Source organism: Haematospirillum sp. H1815 (assembly GCF_012102705.1).
Taxonomy (GTDB): domain Bacteria; phylum Pseudomonadota; class Alphaproteobacteria; order Rhodospirillales; family Rhodospirillaceae; genus Haematospirillum.
Genome location: NZ_JAAVTA010000005.1, coordinates 97,903 through 115,112, shown reverse-complemented (window position 1 = coordinate 115,112; position 17,210 = coordinate 97,903). Strand labels below are relative to the sequence as shown.

Annotated in this window: 16 protein-coding genes and 1 riboswitch; of the genes, 1 reads left to right on the top strand and 15 read right to left on the bottom strand. The window is 49.8% G+C overall.

Translation table 11 applies throughout. The features are described 5' to 3' along the window. Positions 1–31 precede the first annotated feature (31 nt). From HEQ60_RS06140 to HEQ60_RS06120, 5 genes are all read right to left on the bottom strand, one after another. Positions 32–655 (bottom strand): HAD family hydrolase, encoded by a 624-nt coding sequence (locus tag HEQ60_RS06140; protein WP_168070620.1) that lies wholly within the window; start codon positions 653–655, stop codon positions 32–34. Between the two features lie 167 nt (positions 656–822). Further along, complete coding sequence (locus tag HEQ60_RS06135) at positions 823–1,638, bottom strand: ABC transporter ATP-binding protein (RefSeq protein WP_168070618.1); 816 nt, start codon at positions 1,636–1,638, stop codon at positions 823–825. Continuing rightward, positions 1,635–2,630: an iron ABC transporter permease gene (locus HEQ60_RS06130; protein WP_322099301.1), complete on the bottom strand. Its 996-nt coding sequence runs from the start codon at positions 2,628–2,630 to the stop codon at positions 1,635–1,637. Before HEQ60_RS06130 ends, HEQ60_RS06135 begins: the two co-directional genes overlap by 4 nt. Continuing rightward, entirely contained in the window at positions 2,621–3,496 is an 876-nt protein-coding gene (locus tag HEQ60_RS06125) for an ABC transporter substrate-binding protein (RefSeq protein WP_168070614.1), read from the bottom strand. Before HEQ60_RS06125 ends, HEQ60_RS06130 begins: the two co-directional genes overlap by 10 nt. A 10-nt stretch (positions 3,497–3,506) precedes the next feature. Next, on the bottom strand, positions 3,507–5,441 hold the full coding sequence (locus HEQ60_RS06120) for a TonB-dependent receptor plug domain-containing protein (RefSeq protein WP_168070611.1): 1,935 nt from the start codon (positions 5,439–5,441) through the stop codon (positions 3,507–3,509). Positions 5,442–5,523: 82 nt separating this feature from the next. Beyond that, positions 5,524–5,750: riboswitch (cobalamin riboswitch) on the bottom strand. Between the two features lie 139 nt (positions 5,751–5,889). Between HEQ60_RS06120 and HEQ60_RS06115 the strand changes: the two genes are divergently transcribed. Further along, positions 5,890–6,288, top strand: coding sequence for a YbaN family protein (locus tag HEQ60_RS06115; protein WP_168070609.1), 399 nt, complete (start codon positions 5,890–5,892; stop codon positions 6,286–6,288). 22 nt (positions 6,289–6,310) lie between these two features. Here HEQ60_RS06115 and HEQ60_RS06110 read toward each other — a convergent pair whose 3' ends face one another. The 10 genes from HEQ60_RS06110 to HEQ60_RS06065 all read right to left on the bottom strand — a co-directional run bounded on the left by HEQ60_RS06110 (position 6,311) and on the right by HEQ60_RS06065 (position 17,009). Next, positions 6,311–7,594, bottom strand: coding sequence for a trypsin-like serine protease (locus HEQ60_RS06110; protein WP_168070607.1), 1,284 nt, complete (start codon positions 7,592–7,594; stop codon positions 6,311–6,313). Positions 7,595–7,926: 332 nt separating this feature from the next. Beyond that, positions 7,927–9,690: an efflux transporter outer membrane subunit gene (locus HEQ60_RS06105; RefSeq protein WP_168070605.1), complete on the bottom strand. Its 1,764-nt coding sequence runs from the start codon at positions 9,688–9,690 to the stop codon at positions 7,927–7,929. Positions 9,691–9,826: 136 nt separating this feature from the next. After that, positions 9,827–10,171: a RidA family protein gene (locus HEQ60_RS06100; RefSeq protein WP_168070603.1), complete on the bottom strand. Its 345-nt coding sequence runs from the start codon at positions 10,169–10,171 to the stop codon at positions 9,827–9,829. A gap of 181 nt (positions 10,172–10,352) precedes the next feature. Next, the gene (locus HEQ60_RS06095) at positions 10,353–11,651 is read right to left on the bottom strand and encodes a hypothetical protein (protein WP_168070601.1); all 1,299 of its coding nucleotides are present in this window, start codon (positions 11,649–11,651) and stop codon (positions 10,353–10,355) included. A 457-nt stretch (positions 11,652–12,108) separates the two neighbouring features. Then, a complete protein-coding gene (locus HEQ60_RS06090) occupies positions 12,109–13,251 on the bottom strand; it encodes a ribosome-inactivating family protein (protein ID WP_168070599.1) in 1,143 nt (380 codons plus the stop codon). 96 nt (positions 13,252–13,347) lie between these two features. Next, complete coding sequence (locus tag HEQ60_RS06085) at positions 13,348–13,659, bottom strand: hypothetical protein (protein ID WP_168070597.1); 312 nt, start codon at positions 13,657–13,659, stop codon at positions 13,348–13,350. 17 nt (positions 13,660–13,676) lie between these two features. Then, positions 13,677–14,012 (bottom strand): hypothetical protein, encoded by a 336-nt coding sequence (locus tag HEQ60_RS06080; protein ID WP_168070595.1) that lies wholly within the window; start codon positions 14,010–14,012, stop codon positions 13,677–13,679. A 14-nt stretch (positions 14,013–14,026) separates the two neighbouring features. Beyond that, positions 14,027–15,064: a ribosome-inactivating family protein gene (locus HEQ60_RS06075; protein WP_168070593.1), complete on the bottom strand. Its 1,038-nt coding sequence runs from the start codon at positions 15,062–15,064 to the stop codon at positions 14,027–14,029. Positions 15,065–15,646: 582 nt separating this feature from the next. Then, complete coding sequence (locus HEQ60_RS06070) at positions 15,647–16,000, bottom strand: hypothetical protein (protein ID WP_168070591.1); 354 nt, start codon at positions 15,998–16,000, stop codon at positions 15,647–15,649. Positions 16,001–16,199: 199 nt separating this feature from the next. Further along, positions 16,200–17,009 (bottom strand): oxepin-CoA hydrolase, alternative type, encoded by an 810-nt coding sequence (locus HEQ60_RS06065; RefSeq protein WP_168070589.1) that lies wholly within the window; start codon positions 17,007–17,009, stop codon positions 16,200–16,202. Between the last annotated feature and the right edge of the window lie 201 nt (positions 17,010–17,210).

Below are 17,210 nucleotides of genomic sequence, written 5' to 3'. Positions count from 1 at the left end.
GGGGCAAAGCCTCCCGCGATAGCGCCTTGTCCTAGCCGACAGAATTCCCTGCTGATAATTGAATGCGCAGCAATGACTCAAGGGCAGACTCAAGGGCTTCGGGAGAGGTAAAGTGGATGGCATGCATGCCAACCCGACGGGCCCCGTCAACATTATGCTGGTTGTCATCAATAAAAACGCAATCCTCTGCCTTAAGGTCGTTTCGCTGTAGCAAGACCTGATAAATTTCAGGATCCGGTTTTACCTGATGTTCCTCTCCAGATACAACAATGTCCCGGAACAGATCCATGAACGGATAGTTCTTGCGCGTTGTTTCAAAAGTGTCTGCTGCCCAGTTGGTAATGGCATACAAAGGAATATTGGCTGCATGCAGACGTTCAAGGATGGAAACCGTGCCCGCAATTGCCCCGGTTATACTGATATCAAAATTATCATGGTACTGACCTATGATATGAGCATATTGTGGATGGTTCTCGCGGAAGTTTCGCTCGGCTTCTATCCACGAGCGACCACGGTCCTGCTCCATATTCCACGATTCAAAGTCAACATCGTTCAGAAAAGACCGCGTTGCTTCCTTATCCCCCGAGAAAGCCGGAAGAAAGGCACGCGCAGGGTCCCAGCCGATCAGCACGCCCCCCAAATCAAAGACAACCACCGAAGGTCTTTTCTTTTTTTTAGGCTTACCTGAAGACATGCACAGCCTCATAATCGATCATTGTCCCAGATTATGACGTCATCAGTGCGGAAACAAGACCCGTTTTCCCAAGATATGTCATGGGGTAATGTGATCGTGTGATGAGGCACTCCTAACCCGGGCGTTTGTTATTTCTGCGAGGAATCATCACCAATAATATTCGGCCCGCTCTGCGTCGTCAGGCTTCCTGCCAGGATGACCGGGAACGTTCCTATTTTTATGTTCGTGAATGAAACGCCGTAAACAGAATCTATGACAGATGGAACAAGAACATCTTCAGGAGTTCCTGAGAGGCCAAGGCAACCTTTGTCCATAATGGCAATGTGGTCACAAAAACGGGCCGCCAGGCACAGGTCGTGCAGAACAATGGTGACAGAGCGATTCTCGCGTCTTGCCAAGTCGGCCAGAAGCTCGCACACAGCAATCTGGTGCGCTGGGTCCAAGTTGGCTGTTGGTTCGTCGGCCAAGATAACAGGGGTCTCTGTGGCTAAAACTCGCGCCAACATGACCTTTGCCTTTTCTCCGCCGGACAAGGTTGTTGCATCACGTTCGCCAAGACCTTGGATTCCCATGCGCTCCATCGCACTGTCAACCGCTTTGCAATCGGTTTTGCCGGATCTCCAGCGACCGGCCCACGGCAGGCGCCCCAATTCAACAACCTGCCGCACACTGAGTGACCAATGCAGGGTATGGCCCTGCGGTAAATACCCGACAAGACGTGCGCGTGACCTGGTTTCTGGTTCCGGTAATGATATACCACCCAGCGTAAAGGCTCCGCGGGCAGGAACAATGCCGGCGATGGCTTTCAGCAGTGTGCTTTTGCCAGCCCCGTTCGGGCCAATCAAACCGGTTAGCGCCCCTTTTGGTGCCTCAAATTGGTCAGCTTGTATTGTGACAGTGTGCCCCGGGGTGACAAGGACGGAGCAAGCCAGAAGGGATGTCATGCCTGAGAAACACCTTGCCGATACCGTAAGACAAGCGCGATGAAGAAGGGTGTCCCGACCAAGGCTGTCACAACGCCGATCATCATTTCCTGACGTGTTGGTATAATCCGGACCAAGCAGTCAGCAAGAACCAGCAACAAGGCCCCGCCAAGAGCCGAAGGAAGAAGAAGGTGGCTCGGTTTGCGGGATACCAAAGGACGAAGGAGATGGGGCACAACAAGGCCAACAAAGCCAATAGCACCCGTTACAGCGACAGCACCACCGACAGATGCAGCAATGCCGATAATAACAAGAGTATGAAGCCGTGCTATTTTTATACCCAAGCTTGATGCTGTTTCCAGCCCCAGAGAAAGAGCATCAAGTGCTCGACCGGTTGACAGGGCAATCAGGGATCCAACCAGAATAAATGGCGTACACAGAAGTACGTCATCCATCGAGCGATCTTTCAGGGATCCCATCAGCCACAGCACCATTTCACTGACAGCCCATGGATTGGGAGCCAGATTCAGGGCAACAGCCGTCAGGGCAACCGCAACACCGGAAATGGCCATGCCGCCCAGAACCAGATCCGTTCCATCCCGCCCTTTGCGGGCCAGTAAAGCCAGTACCAATGTCGCAATAGCCGCTGCTCCCAAGGCAAATAGGGGCACAGCCCATCCAGATGCAGACGACAGGCCATGGTAGAGGGCGACAACGGCACCGAGCCCTGCCGCTGGTGAAATACCTGTCAAGCCGGGTTCTGCCAGTGGATTGCGTAAAAGTCCCTGTAGTGTTGCCCCCGACAAACCAAGAGCGGCCCCAACCTCCAGCCCAAGCAGGAGTCTGGGGACTCGTATATCCTGAATCACCATGGTGATGCGTGGATCTCCCTTCCCAAGTATCCCTGCAAGGACATCGGCTAATGGCAACGATGTGGATCCGATACATAGACTGATAAGCGAAACAACGCCCAGAAGAACAGTCAAGGTGACAGAGAGTGGGATTATTCGCACTGTCCATCCTCCACTGTCCGGGGTGGCAGTGTCAGTAGCGCAGATGAAAGGTGTTCCGCTGCTTCCATGACGGTCCAGGTTGAACATGCCCACATGGCTCCGGGAACTGTAATGGCGGGAATTTTCTTCTCTCCTGACAGGTGTTGTAATTGCCGTGATGAAATATCCATTCCCCGCGAGTAATAGGGGGCATCGAAAAAGCTGGCCAGAAGAAGATCTGGGGGATCAAGCAGAAGGAGCTCGGGATCATGACGTGGCCATCCCTCAGCTTGTGTGACATTACGCAGGCCATTGAGAGCCATGATCGTATCAATGATGGTGCCCGGACCCGCGCTGTATCCACCCGGCGTTTGGTACAGGGCACGGCGATCAGCCCCGTTCCGTTGGTAGGCAGCAGCATCCAAGGAACGCTTCATGGCCTGTTTCAGCATCGTACCGCGCTCATGCTGACCAAGAGCCTCAGCGGCAAGATCAATTTGGTGGTCTATGCCTTCTACTGTCTCTGTCATGGGAAGGCGGACCACGCGAACGCCCGATCTTTCAAGGAGAGAGGCCATACGGTGATGGCTCCAAGCGTCTGTTATAACGACATCGGCACCAAGCTGGATGTAGGCTTCTGCCGACGGGGTTGGCCGCGGATATCCGGCACCTTTCCGGGCCATCCAGGATACATGAGGATCCGCCGCATCAGGCGATACAGCAACAATCTGATCTGGATCAGCCAGTTTCAGAATAACCTGATCGGCACACAGGGTGGCTGAAGCCACATGGGGTTTATGTGCAAAAACCCGCAAGGGAAAGCAGAACAAAAGGACGCTGACGGCCAATACAAGCATGCTGCTGTTATTGGGACGAGAAAAGGTCACCGGCGTATCCTCAATACTGAACCGTTAGACCAGCAAAGACAGAGCGCCCTGGTGTTCCGCGCCCATATTGTTCTTCATAACGACGGTTCAGCACATTCTCCATACGGCCATGTATGCGGAGGGTCTCGTTTACGGTCCACGCCAGTTTTAGGTCTGTAGCCCAATATTCACTTGCCCGCTGTCCAAACTGTGAAGCTTGGTCGCGGTACCGGAGGTTTGTTTGGGCATGCAGGGCAGGCGTTATGGCCCAGCCCAGTGACCCTGTTGCTTGATGAAGGGGCACGTCGCGCAGGCGTTCCCCGGTCAGTTGGTTTTCACTGATTTGCCATGTATGTGTACCACGTGCAGTCAAGGTGCTGGACAACTGCCATGAAAACTCGGTTTCTATACCGCGGGTTCGTACACGTGCCGTGTTTTCATAGCCGTCACTGTCAGAGCAGCCGGGACGGGTACCCTTCTTGGATGGCATGATCTGGTCTTTGATCATATTGTTGAACCAGTCCACATTCAGGATCACACGACCTGAATTCAGACGTTGCTGGACCCCTGCATCCCATCCTCTCAAACTTTCCGATGTGAGGTTTGGGTTGCCGCGACATGTATCATAACGCTCGTACAGACTAGGTGTTTGCCATGCTGTACCATAACTGCCGCGCACGGTTGTTTCGGTAAGAGCAATATGATACGCGGTTCCCAATTTCCAGTTTTCGTCACCGCCATGATGCGTTTGATTGTCGGTGCGGCCAGAGGCTGTAAAATCCAGATTATCGAGCGGGGTTATCCCTAACGTTACAAAGGCCCCATGCTTGCGCATTGATACATCGGTATTGGGCGATGGCGAGGTATAGTTCGGTGCAGAAAGATTGATCGAATCACGGCCCACATCAGCGCCAAACTGGATGTTGACAGATGGGTTCAGTGTCCACGTTCCAAGATAGTCCAAGCGACTTCTTTGGCCCTCGTACGTATCAGGCAGAGGAAAGTCACGGACGATCGCGTGTTCCGTTTTGCTGTCTGAAATGGCAATGACCTGCGTCAGGCCAAGGGATGGGGTCTTGTGTGTACCGGCCAACCTAGCTTGGTGACTGGTAAGATCGACGCTGTCAAATCTATCCTGCGTATTCCAGTCATAAAAACGATCCTCACGGGTATAGCGGACGAAGCTGTCAGCTCGTGCTTGCTCTGTTGCCTGAATACCCAAGCGGGCTGCTCCTCCCCACTGACGGTATCCATCACGCTCTGTGCCACCCCTGCGCCTATTATAGTCGGAGTAACCGCCCCTGTTCTCACCATGCAAGGACACACGGTAGTCTATGGGGCCAGACAGACCGGATATCATGGATTGTCCCCTACGAGTCTTATAGCTACCCAACTCCACAGCAGATTTTCCACTGAAAGGGGTATTCGCGCGCTTTGTTGTGATATTGATGACACCTCCGCCGGTATCAGCACCAAAACGTCCGGCCTGTGGGCCTCGCAGAACATCCACACTCTCAATATCGTCCATGTTCATACCAGAAACATAGAACTGGGACTGGGCCCTTGATGTGTCACTTACCTCTATCCCGTCGATAAAAACCCGTACGTTGCGGGCGCCTGCACCACGTAGCCTTAACTGTGCTTGGTCACCATATCCATTGGTATGACTGAGCGACAAGCCCGGTATGTGCTGGAAGACTTCATCCAGACGCGTGATCTGGTTACGCTGAATGTCTTCGGCCGTTACTGTGGACTGGCTGATGGTTGTCTGTTCTTGGGGAACGCCTGCCATGGCCGGAATTGTTTCACTGACCGTCAGCTGGGGAAGGGTGGATGATGCCGCTGCCAAGGTTGCCGGAAACAAGCATGAAATACTGAAAACAAGGAGACATGCTTTCAAAACGTTGCCCTCGATGTGGCGGGCACACCGTTCCCGGAGCAAGCCCGACAGAAAACCCGGCGTCACCAAGGAGCACCCCTGGTGACACTTTTCTTGGTGCTGCGCCACAACAACGAAAAGCTGCCACCGATACTACCCCGGTATCGGATGACGTGACGCTGTCTGTGGCAGGTCTCCTGGCTTGCGGGTCAACATCCTGTGCCACCTTCCCATCAGGCAAAACGCCGCCCTGACAGTGGTATGTCGGCACAGACTCTCCGCTTACAGTTGCGGGGACAGCCACATCAGGGAAGACCCCATAGAGAGGTTTTCCATCCGTTGTTCCCTTTTCATCCGGATACACGCGCATCCGGAACCACAGACGCAATGAAATCGCTAAACAAATGACACGTTTCTGTCAAGGGATGACGTTGAGCATCACCGGACGATTATGCCATCAGATTTTGAATTACTGTGTATGAAGATCTCTTTTTATGGGACATATAAGAGCATGTCTGTATCAGGGAGGAGCAGATTGCTGCGCTATGTTTGGATTGTTATCGGCATCCTGATGATAGGGATTGGTGCTGTTGGTATCCTGCTTCCGGGGGTACCAACAACCGTTTTCGTCTTGGTTGCCGTCTGGGCTTTTACGAAGGGCAATCCGGAATGGGCTGCACGTCTGGAAACCCACCCTGTTTTTGGTCCCTTGATCGAAGATTGGCGCCGGCACCGTGCCATTCCGTTATCAGCAAAGATAATGGCGGTTTCAATGATGGCAACCTCTCTTCTTGCTCTCTTTTTATGGTCACCCCTGCCATTTTACGGCATCGTCTTTATTGGTATTGTCATGGGACTTGTGGCTGCCTGGATTTTGTGCTGCCCTACGGCCCGCCCCTCAGATCGTTCTGCGGCGTCCGATCATCGGTCATGATGTCGGACACCGCAGAGTACGATCAGGCCAATTCGTTCCCCATCGTGAACAAGGCCGTCGTGCTGATTGCCGGGGATGGGGATGAACCTTGGTAAATACCTGTTTCAAGGTAATGAGTTACCGGATCAAGGCCGGCTTCTGCAAGTTGTGGATTCTGTTCTACGTACCACGAAACATCAAATAATGGATTGGGATCACGACCTTCCATCCATCCCTGTTCCTGAAAATGAGTCCATGGGTCGATACCAGCAGCGGCAACATCCGGATTCTGTTGCAGATAGAAACCAGCATCAAAACCAATGTTCATACTGGCCATGACCGTTGGATCACTTGTGATCTCAAGACTGGTGTCAAGGAATACAAGTCGTTCAATATCAAAGGCGACAATTTTCCCTTCAGGTGTATCAATTCGAATGCCAAGCCCGAAGTTTGTTACCTGAACATCTGACAGCGGGACGACAAAGGCTATGGAGTCAACGCCCTGCCCACCAACGACAAGATCAAAACCATGCGATGCATGAAATACATCATCTCCATCGCTTCCGTAGATCGCATCACTGCCGGATGTGCCAGCGATGATATCAGAGCCATCTGTACCACGAATAACTCTGGCATCTGATTTATTGACAAAAATAACACGGTCTGGCTGGCTAGCATCTTTGTAGGTGCTGTAATTATTTCCTTCCATCCAGTTCTTTATGGAGCGGAAATTGGTACCAATATCTGCCGCAGCCATACGCGTAGATACAACTCCGACCACATGCGGATCATCATCGCCTCCGCGCCACAAAGGTCCCCCGCTGTTGCCTGGGTACACCGCGTGTTCGTTGATATTGATGAAGCTGGTCGCGAAATTGTAGCTTGCCTTTGCGACGTTATCGATCATTTCCCCGTGGTATACGTCCGGGAAACCCGTGACATGCGTTAGGCCTTGGTAGAAAGTGTGGTCCATCTTCATGGTATCGCCCACGGAGGATACTTTCTGTTCGAATCCAAGAATGGCAACATCACGCCGCATTTCTTCGTAACCCATACGGCCGTCACCATCATCATCCACTCTGTTGCTTTGTACGGATGATGCCTTGAAAAACCCGAGCGGTGCACGGCCGGTGTCATATCCTGGTGCAACGCGAACCTCCGTCGCATAGCCTAGTTCTCCTCTGTATACGCAGTGAGCTGCTGTGAGAACATCATTTTCACCGACAATGACGCCGCTTCCCGTTGCGGCTACCCCTCCCGGCCATTTGGAATATACAAAGACAACCGATTTCCAAGGGGCATCTGTTGTGTTGTAGACCCTGGACATTTCCACCTCCCCCGAATTGTTCTCTCCAAGCATCCAGTCTTGTTGGTATACATACAAGATGCGTTCCGTTGGTGGGGCGATAAAATATTCGTGCAAGAGTCATATATGCCTTGTATAGGCGGGCTCAAGGCAACAGAGGCAGCAATATATATCAACAGATTATAACTATAAGCACTTGATAACCATATTTTTATTGTATGTTTACGTCTATTGCATATGGATGTATCTGTCCGGCGAACAAATAGCCTTTCGGGCGATAAGTTATGCGAAATATATTTACCCAGAGTTGACGTTTTATCTTTCGGAAGGCGTCATGCCAGAGACCTATTATTCTAATCTACCTTACAACGTAGACCTGCCTTGCGTAGGGTCTGACAGACGGCTTCCGCCTTGTCCTTGTCAGGAAACCCGCCAAGGCGGGCCCGGAACCAGTGGCGCTGACGTTTCCCCTTTTTCAGTTTTCCTGTTTCCTTTGGCCATAACTTGACTGTGTCTGCATCCACAAGGCGTTCGCGGGTCAGGCGGCGCCACAGAGCATCCAGTGCCGGTTTCTCGTACAGGCCTGCAAGGATAATCAGATATCCCTCTGGCTTCTCATCCGTATCCAGCATAATACCGGCAGGAATGGCTGGTCTTTTTCGTGCCAATGCGGGGAGGGTTTCTTCAACCGTCAGGCCGCCGCCCAAGGCGGAGAACAAGTCAATAACATACCGCGCTTGGTCAAGGCGGGCTTTGTGAATCTCATCCTGATCCCGCCGAAAGGTTCTTTCTGTATCGAGAAGAGTCATATAGTCGCTGGCACCAACAGTATATGACTGCTGGCTGAATTCCCAAGCGGTTCGTGAGGCATTCAGGGCTGCCTCTTGCGCCTTGTATCGCAGGGCACTGAAGTAAATTCCCGAAAGGGCATCTTCAACATCCCGCACGCCATCAACAAGAGCCTGGCCATAATTCTCGATCAACTCTTCATGACGTGCCTTTGCTAGATCGATCTGGCTGTTACGTTTGCCATAATCAAACAAGGTTGCCGTCAGATTGGCCGCCGCATTCCACATCAGGGTGTGTGGCCTGAACAGCGTGTCCATCGTCTTGCTTCCCGTACTTCCGCCAGCTGAAAGGTCAAGAGAAGGCAAGAGCCGTGCGCGGGCTGCATCGATATCGGCTTCCGCAGCAAGGAGTTCGGCCTCAGCTGCTTTTATGTCGGGACGCAGCAACAAAAGTTTTGGTGGTACGGCAGGAATATCTGCCGGGATAACCACATTATTCAGGCTGCTGGAAGACAGGGGAAGTTTGTCCGGTGTTGTACCGATCAGCCGTGCCAAACGGTGAACAAGCTCTGCCCTTGCCAACTCAAGAGATGGGATGGTAGCCCGCACGCTGCTGACAGCTGCTCGTTGCTGCTGGACTTCTATACCGGATGCGTCCCCTTCCTGTTGGCGCTTCAAAACAGAGGCAAGCAGCCTGTCCAGTGCTCGTTCAGTATCAACGGTAACGCGAACGCGGTCGCTCATGGAAAGGTATTCCATCCACGTACGAACAACCGATGCAACAACAGTTCGTTTGGTATTCTCCAGATTGAAGGCTGCTTGCCATATCCGCCGACCAGCCGCTTCGGCTGCGCTGTTGCGTTCACCCCATAGATCAATCCGCCAATCAACGCGGGCCCCAATGCGGAAACTGCGTTCTGAACGAGGATTTCCGCCTTTTGGAACCGAGCCAAGGCCATCAAGCGGGCTTTCAACATTGGCCTGCAAAGGCGCGGTCAACACGGGCAATTCGTCAGCGTAAATTGCTGCGGCGCGTGCTCTTTCCTGTTCCAGCTTGTAGAGCGCAATGCGAATATCGTGGTTCTGCACCAGGGCATGATCAACCAGCTGATTCAGCTCTTCAGAATCAAAAAGCAGCCACCATTCAGGAAGAGCTTCGTCCACAGGTACAGGAGCTGGCGCTTGGCGTGCCGTATCACTGATAAAAATGGTGGGTAGGGGAATGTCGGGGGTTTCACGGTCACCGCCCGGAAGAGCGCACCCGGACACAAGCAGAGGAAATACAAGACAACAGATAGTCCGTGCATTCCCTGTATATCCAAGCCACATTGTCCCTGATTCCCGATATCATTTCTGTATGCCAGCCGCGGTCATTATCTGGAAAAACATTTTTTCTGCAAGTGAAGGCGTGCCTCGGAGCCAAACATAATGCGATGATATCAGCATTGCAGGAGGCAGTATTTTGTTATCTTGATGCTGTTACAATAATTTCAACAAGATATTCAGGTGTTGCCAGACGTGATTCCCCGGTTGCACGCGCAGGGGCATATCCTTCTGGTACCCAAGTATCCCAAATTTGGTTCATTGCTTCAAAGTCAGCTATATCCGCGAGCCAGATCTGGGCAAACAGGATCTTGTTTTTGTTGCTACCTGCCAGTGCAAGCAACCTGTCAATCTCAGCCAAGGCCTGAGTCGTTTGCTCGGCAACGGTATATCCCGGTTCACCGACCTGTCCTGATAAATATATGGTCTCTCCATGAATAACGGCTTGACTCATGCGTTGGTCTGTTTCAATGCGGACAAGGGACATGTGGTATGATCCTCTGCAGAGTCTTGTCTGTTATTCATATATGAGGCCCGCAGGTGTAATACGTTCACTATGCGTTGGTCTATAGTGAACCGGATGTGTGGGGTGATTGATGTGTCCTTATTCAAACGGGATACCCCGGCACGCAGTGTGATGCCGGGGTGCGTGATTCCAGACAGAGCGCCTAGACTGCCTTGATATAGGGTCTCGCAAGCCCATGGACGGGCAGGGATGGTACAGAGAAGTATTTGTTCCTGTCGTAGCGTCGTTTGATCGTATCCTGGAAGGCAGGCAGCGTAATCAGCGTAGCTTCTGTGCCTGCTGCCAGAAGTTTTCCTTTGGCACATGCAAGGGCATAAACGGAAACGCTGTGAAATGCAGCATCAAATGCTGGAACAAATGTCCAGGTTCTCCCATCTTCCGATACTGCCAATTTGTTTGGCCCATAACCAGCGACGAGAAAAAGATTCTTGTTTTGGGAGGCAGGTACACACAAGGTAGAAAAAGCCCGCTTCAAGCCTGTGTTATACCCTGACCAAGTACGCCCATCAGTTGACATAGCAACCATACCATTATCGCCGGCGGCAAGAAAAACGCCTTTCCTCTCGCCTGTTTGCCCCCATGTGATGGAGCGGACCTGGAAATCGGCATCAAGTCCGGCGTCTGTGTTCGAGAAGGTGGTCCATGTGATGCCATCATGAGACACCGCAAAGCGGCCGCCCCAGTCTCCGGCAACAAACATGCCTTCTCCCGTATCTGTATAACCCCAGGCTAACGGGTTCCCTGTGATTGAATCTGACCCAATGTAGCATCTTGTGGGAGTAGCCCAGTGGAGTGCATCCTGTGACGTTGATGCGTTTCCGAGTGAATCCAGAACAACCAGGATATGCCGGTCGGGATCAAAAGCGATGCCCTGTACGACACCGATCAGGCCTGTATCCCGCCGTGTCCACAGCACACCATCGGGTGATGTTGCCAGCACACCGTCACGTCCACCGGCAATAAACGTCGAGCGTCCGTTTGGCAGTGGAGCCCAGAGTAGATCATATACCCGACTTTCCCCGAAGATATCTCGGGCGGCAGGTTGCTCTGTCCAGAATATCCCGTCCGGGGATGTTGCGATAATCCCTTGATATGTGCCTCGATGATAGCGCATACCCGTTGCAACCAGTACGTTTTCCCCTTCTGCTATCGTGTATATTGTACCTTCGTGAAAGATATCGGTTGCATTGCTCTGCTGCCACAGTGTTGGCAGGAGCTGCCCTGCCTGCTTGGATGTGTCCAGTTCCAGGGGGGCAAGATAGTCTGCCAGAGACGCCCATTCCTGCCGTTTGTAAATTCTTCCGTCTGCTGGTAGCCAGTCTGGTGTTACAGCTTTCAGCGACCAGCGTATATCGCCGACATTCCACGGGCTGAATTGTCCTACAGCCTCACTCCTGTTCTTCTTTTTATCTGAGTAATGAAGGTCAACTGATCTTCTCATTATTATTCTCTCTTATACGTTTCCAATGATTATATTTTATTATTATATGAGATCCAGCATTAGCGTGATGCGCGAATATAGGCACTCAAGCCATATGTTGGCTCTATGTAGGGTGTTATAGATTTGGTCTCAGGGTCATGGTGGGCCAAAGAAGGATATGATCTGGCCAACGATGTGATCGGAGCTTCTGATGCGGCAAAGTCGCTGCCACCCCCGACGAGGAGATTACCATTTACATGCACTCAGAGCGGTTATGTTGCAGATGTTCTTCCACGTCCATCTGTCTGTACGGACAGCCAGCGAACTTTTAACATATCTACCAATAACAAAAATTCAGCCTCCATTGTTAATATAATTACGTAACATTATTATTATTTAATTTATCAATAATATTCCCACTTGCTTGGTGGCCCCGCAAGTGGGACCACCAAGCGTTTAATGCAATGGAGGGAGGAAATTATTTGTCTTCTAGAATGGTAGAAATAATCCCAAAACCACGTGCTTTGTCGAAGTAGGTATTACCAACGCGAACCAGCAGTGTGGAGCAGAAATCATCAGCAAGATCAGAAAAATGATCTAGTACAGAGTCCGTGTCGCGTGGTGTGCGGTGACCGATGCGGGATGGACAACTCCCACGACGACTGAGAGCCCACCGGCTGGAAAGCGCAACAGCAAGAACAGAGCGCCAATCGATAGCATTGTCACTCATGCTGGAGGCGATATAAAGACGCGATCCATACGGGCTGTTTCTGCTGTGAGAGAGCTCCAGGCGCGGCGAGCCTTCGCGGCTGCTGCTGTCCAGGGACATCTGTGACCCGAAGTCACTCAAGGTGCGCCAGCTGTTTGTAATCAAGGCTTCTTCTTGTGTCATGGTCCATGTGCGACCACTGTCAAAGCCCGCGTCGTGGATGCTTTGTGCTAGATTGTGGAATCGCATGCCCTCAAAGTATGTTACGATAATTCTCAGAAGGGCGCGGGCAACGTCGGCTGTGCTGTCCTCGTCGTTGTTGGCAGCATTGTGTTCTGCAAGCGTTGCAATAGCGGAGCGTACCGTTCGCATGGAGGAGCGAAAGTTACCGCGATAGCGTTGCATATTGGCTTTATGCTCCAAGCTTGGATAGTCATAAGACATGTTCAGGTTTCTGGCGATGGTGTCTGGGATGGTCAAGTCCAGAGGTACGGCTGATGTATCGGCAGATGCGTAACGGTATGGTGGTGGTTCATACATTCTGTGGAACACACGGTGACCTGGTCGACCGTTGATGAAACCCAGGACGTAGAGGTCGTTGTTGCGTACAACCAGATCAACTTGTTGCAAGACGCTACTGTTGTCTTCGTTCAGAGCCGCCATGCTGACGATCGAGTACCCCCTGTCCCGTCGGGTGATACGCACGGCTTCTTCACCAGTGCTTTCCTGGTCCATTTCTTCCTGTGCCAGGGGGCTGGGTATCGTTTCCTGAGGCCCCTCTGGTACGGGCGCAATTTCGGTCAGGCTATCTCTCAGGCGCTGCACTTCCTGAAGGTAGGAATGATCTTGGGCCGACCCGGCTTCTGGCTGAGCCTCTGCATTCGGGTGAGCAACGTAAGTCGTATGATGCACAATGGCGTTTGCTGTGTGCGTGAATCCAAGAACTCCGCTGAAAGCAATGCTGATTGGAATAATCAAACATCTTCTTAAATTTACATTATTCATAGTTTATTGCCCTGCCTCTAAAGTCAGGCTCTTTATCCTGTCTTTATTGCAATCATACTGGGAGTCTGTTGCTCCACTTATCTTCATGCCTGTTGCCATTGACAAGAGAAGAAGCTTATACTCAGCTCTTCCTCCCTCTGTTTTTGCATTGTCCATCAGCTCATAGTACTTATTGTTGCTGAGCGTAAAATTTATATGCCCACTACCATGTGCCTTTACGCTTTTCACGTTCTCATTGTAAAAACATGCATGCGATACTCCATTAATTCCAAATATAATAAATGAAGATGCTGCAAATATTATTATTTTTTTCATTTATAATTCACTTATAACTAGCTGTTATATGCAACAATGCTTTTAACAAGACTACCACTACAGTGAGCATCATCACTATGACCAGTTACTCGTGTACCGCTGGCCATTGAAAGCATAAGCATCTGATGCATAGATTTTCCGCTTGTGGTGTTTGTGCCATCAATGAGCTTATAGCGCGTCTCGTTTCCCTCCACTTTGAATATTACTTCATTATTCCCATGAACTTTTACAAATTCTATGGGCTTCAATTCGAAGCATGTACCATATGTTGTAGCGTTAGCGCTAGATATGTACAGAGAAGACATTGCTGCAATAGAAATAAAAGATACAACTTTAGTGATTTTAGATTTCATTTTAATATCCAGTTTTATTGATTTATGATGTAAAGAGCTGATCCAAGTCCATTCTCATAGTAAGAATTTCCAATCCGGATCAGGGTATTCTTTGCTGCATTCTTTTCAGTCGGATCCTCGCAAGGATCTGTATACAGAGATAAGTCGCGAGGACGGCGCCTGACGGCCGGAGGGCAACTGTTGTGCCTAGCCAGATGCCATTGGGTTGCCAAGACAACAGCTGTTGTTCTATACCATGATTCATGCTGCAAATTGTTGAGGCTGGCAGAGAACCGATACATTCCCCCCTGAGCACGTAAGGCAAGGGTTTGTGTATTTGTGTCGTTCAATGCGTTAAGAGAGCCAAACTGTGTCAATTCGCGCCAAGCATTGGTGATCCGGGCCTCCCGTGGTGTTACGACCCATTCTTGCCCATTATCAAAACCCGCTTGTTCTATTGCTTGTGAAATGCTGCGAAAGCGTGCTCCTTCAAAATAGGCTACAATGATGCGGAGTATAGCTCCGGCCAGTCTTTTTTGGGCTCTCTCTGCTGTAGAACCTGAATATTCGGAGAGAGTCATGACCGCAGCACGCAGGGCTTCAAGAGAGATATCAAGATTCCCCATGTAGCGCCCTATACCAGCTGTATACTCCAGGTTTGGATAGTCATAGTTGAGATTGAGGTCTATTGTTCGATGTGTGGTCCAGCGTATGTCTGAGGGAGTGCCAAGTATTGATGGTAAAACAGGAACATGCGGTTCTCGTCTTTCCGGGGGGGTGCGCAGGCGATAGAAGGTCCTTTGTGTTGAAGGACCGTTTATGAACCCCATCACATAAAGGTCGCGGTCTCTTACAATCAGATCAACGCTTTGCTGTGTGCTCCTGTTATCCTCTGACAAGTTAATAAGTGTAATTGCAGAGTGATTGCGTGTTGTCCGTGTGATGCGTAAACTCATGGGTATGGCTTGCGCTATCCGCGCCAATGCATGGGGTAGATGGTTGCCCGTTGTTGATGTAGCCGTCGCAGGATTTGTCTGCACAACATATTCATGGACTGGCAACGCATCGGTCATAGCCCCCCGGAGACGCTCTATTTCGTGTGCATAGGTATGTTCTCCAGAGATTGATATAGCATTCGGATGTGCAAGATAAACGTTGTGCGATACTGCTCTTGCAGGATTGCACAGGATCAGGCAGGAAAGGGAGATGGTGACATAGGCTACTATGCTCATCTTCCATACTGCGGCAGTGCGTGCTGTTCCCATAGATGTCATTCTGTATGAAGAGCAATGCCCGTTACCACTTCTTGCGAGAAGTCTGAGCCGCGTTGATAAGATCTTATATTTTCTCTTGCAAGATGATATAAATACTTATTTGATTCAATGCTGTCATATTTGAATAATCTTTCCCAAGATATATGCCATGCATTATATCTGTGGCTGTATTTTTCCTCTAATTTGGCGTATATGGTATTCATAGAAAGAGAGTATTTATCATTATATTTATATTCTCCATAGACCACTTTTATGCCTCTTTTAATGTAAAAAATACAATTAAATTTTTTGTAAAAATATTTGGTTATTGCGCGGCGCGACAATTATTATGTATAATATAATAATTATAATTTATATTTAATTATGACTATAATTCTCTAATCAAGAATCATGCAGATTGATTCTTGAAACAGTACTTGAGGCACAGCTTGATGTGCCGTATCCAGCTGAAATTGTGTTTCCTGTGAGGAGAGAAGCAAGTAGTGTTTTATAGGCTGCCTGTGCATCTGCACGACTTATGTAATTGTAGTATTTAAACCAATTATCTTTAACCTTGAAGTGTATGTATTCATCTGATCCTATAGTAACCTGTCTTACTACTTCTTCTTTTATGCATGATCCATTATTGTAGTCATGGCTATCCTTCGGTGCGACTTCTGCATATGCTGGACTCATTGATATTATAGATACGGCAAAAAAAGTTACAAAAGCGGATTTCTTATTTTTTTTATACATGAAATATATGACCATTGATATTCAGTTCTAAGTGAGCAATAAATATACAATTTATTGCTTTTATGTCAAAAAATTTATTATTATCGTTATGATGAGAAATATATTTGTGATTAATCTTAGTTCTTATTATATAGAATTAGTTATGTAATTTAATCCATTATCTTCTGAAAAAAGATAACGTATTGGGCACTCAGACGCGTCATGTGTAACGTGGCGGCTTTTTTTCCATAAATGCACGCATTCCTTCGATGCTCTCTGGGTGATGCAGGGCTTCGCCAAAGTTCTGGGCTTCCAGATCCAGTTGGGTATCCAGCATGTTGTTGGCTGCAGCTTGTAAAAGCTTTTTCCCTCTCTCCATCGCGCATCTGGGGCCAAGGGCAATGAGCATGGCAAAGGTTCGCGCCGCTTCCGTCACTTCACCCTCGGGAACTATTTGCCGGATCAGGCCATAGTGATCAAGTTCGCGTGCCCATATCGGTTCCCCCAGAATGACCAGCCTAGAAGCCAGTGCGTGAGGTAACGACCGTGTCAGGAACCATGATCCGCCGCCGTCTGGGGTCAATCCAACCTGGACATATGCCATGGTGAAGCGAGCTGTTTCTGAAGCAATGATAAAGTCACATGCCAAGGCCATGCTGAAACCAGCCCCTGCGGCATCGCCCTCAACGGCAGCAATAACGGGTACAGGAGCGGATCGAATGGCCTTGATAAAGCCATGGAAGCTTTCAAACGCTGCTTGTGTTCTTTCCTGTGGCTGCTGACGCAATGTGGTCAGCATGCTTAAGTTACCACCTGAACAGAACGTACCTCCCGCACCTGTCAGGATAACAGATCGTATAGAGGTGTCATGCTTGATCTCTTCCAAGGCTTCGCGGCCTTTTTGGAATAAAACCTCTCCTACGGCATTCCGTGTTGCTGGGTCGTGCATGGTAATGACAAGAGCAGAATGCTCGCGCCGGATATCAACCGGAACATCAAGTTTAGGTATCTTTGTGGATGGTGTTGTCATATTCAATGCTCCCCTTCTCTTTCTAAAAGGGGGTGATAATAAACGTATTAATGGAATAGAGAAGTCGGTATTTTATACAATATATAATAATGTCATTTCTGTAAACGATACGGGTTTTTTGTAGTGGTCGCGTCATTCTACCTATTATTTGTTTCTTGCTCCTATCTGGCCTTATGTCTGAAATTTTTGCACGTTATATTG

Coding starts and splice junctions, on each gene's coding strand:
- HEQ60_RS06135 (WP_168070618.1), bottom strand. CDS start 1,638: ATGACATCCCTTCTGGCTTGCTCCGTCCTTGTCACCCCGGGGCACACT.
- HEQ60_RS06110 (WP_168070607.1), bottom strand. CDS start 7,594: ATGTCCAGGGTCTACAACACAACAGATGCCCCTTGGAAATCGGTTGTC.
- HEQ60_RS06105 (WP_168070605.1), bottom strand. CDS start 9,690: ATGTGGCTTGGATATACAGGGAATGCACGGACTATCTGTTGTCTTGTA.
- HEQ60_RS06100 (WP_168070603.1), bottom strand. CDS start 10,171: ATGTCCCTTGTCCGCATTGAAACAGACCAACGCATGAGTCAAGCCGTT.
- HEQ60_RS06095 (WP_168070601.1), bottom strand. CDS start 11,651: ATGAGAAGATCAGTTGACCTTCATTACTCAGATAAAAAGAAGAACAGG.
- HEQ60_RS06085 (WP_168070597.1), bottom strand. CDS start 13,659: ATGAAAAAAATAATAATATTTGCAGCATCTTCATTTATTATATTTGGA.
- HEQ60_RS06080 (WP_168070595.1), bottom strand. CDS start 14,012: ATGAAATCTAAAATCACTAAAGTTGTATCTTTTATTTCTATTGCAGCA.
- HEQ60_RS06075 (WP_168070593.1), bottom strand. CDS start 15,064: ATGACCGATGCGTTGCCAGTCCATGAATATGTTGTGCAGACAAATCCT.
- HEQ60_RS06070 (WP_168070591.1), bottom strand. CDS start 16,000: ATGTATAAAAAAAATAAGAAATCCGCTTTTGTAACTTTTTTTGCCGTA.
- HEQ60_RS06065 (WP_168070589.1), bottom strand. CDS start 17,009: ATGACAACACCATCCACAAAGATACCTAAACTTGATGTTCCGGTTGAT.